1 protein-coding gene is annotated in these 1,044 nt (G+C 64.8%); it reads left to right on the forward strand.

The genetic code is table 11. The annotated features are described in order from the left end of the window. Positions 1-1,044: VCBS domain-containing protein (locus PMI12_RS26245; protein ID WP_007838812.1), on the forward strand; the 1,044-nt coding region annotated here is incomplete at both ends.

The raw sequence follows: 1,044 nt of genomic DNA on the forward strand, positions 1-1,044 counted from the left end.
CTCGCGGCCGATGGCAGCTGGACCTACACGGCCGACAACAGCCAGGCGGCGATCCAGCAGTTGGCTGCAGGTCAATCGATCAGCGACAGCTTCACCGCGGTGTCGTCGGATGGGACCGCCAGCCAGGTGGTGACGGTGAGCATCACTGGCACCAATGACGTGCCGGTGATCGGTGGGGTGGTCAGTGGCGCGGTGACCGAGGATGCCTCGACGCCGAACCTGAGCACCAGTGGTGCGCTGACGATTGCCGACGTGGATGCGGGCCAGTCGAACTTCGCGCCCCAAGCGAGCACGGCCGGCAGCAATGGCTACGGCAGCTTCGCATTGGCAGCCGACGGCAACTGGACCTACACGGCTGACAACAGCCAAGCGGCGATCCAACAGCTTGGTGCAGGTCAGTCGATCAGCGACAGCTTTACTGCAGTCTCGTCAGATGGGACGGCCAACCAGGTGGTGACGGTGACGATCACCGGCACCAATGACGTACCGACGATTGGTGGTGTGGCCAGCGCTACAGTGCAAGAGGACGTTGCGGTGTCCGGTGGCAGTCTCGCGGCCAGCGGCGCGCTGACGATTGCCGACATGGATGCAGGCCAGTCGAACTTCGTGCCACAGGCGAGCACCGGCGGCAGCAACGGCTACGGAAGCTTCGCATTGGCAGCCGACGGCAACTGGACTTACACGGCCGACAATGGCCAAGCGGCGATCCAACAGCTGGGCGCCGGTGAATCGATCAGCGACAGCTTCACTGCAGTCTCGTCCGACGGCACGGCGAGCCAACTCGTGACGGTAACGATCACCGGGACCAACGACGTGCCGGTGATCGGCGGCGTCGCCAGCGGTGCGGTGACCGAGGATGCCTCGATGCCGAACCTCAGCACCGGCGGTGCGCTGACGATTGCCGATGTCGACCAGGGCCAATCCAACTTCACGCCTCAGACCGGCACCGGCGGCAGCAACGGCTATGGCAGCTTCACGCTCGCGGCCGATGGCAGCTGGACCTACACGGCCGACAACAGCCAGGTGGCGATCCAACAACTGGGT

This window comes from Variovorax sp. CF313, assembly GCF_000282635.1.
Lineage (GTDB): Bacteria > Pseudomonadota > Gammaproteobacteria > Burkholderiales > Burkholderiaceae_C > Variovorax.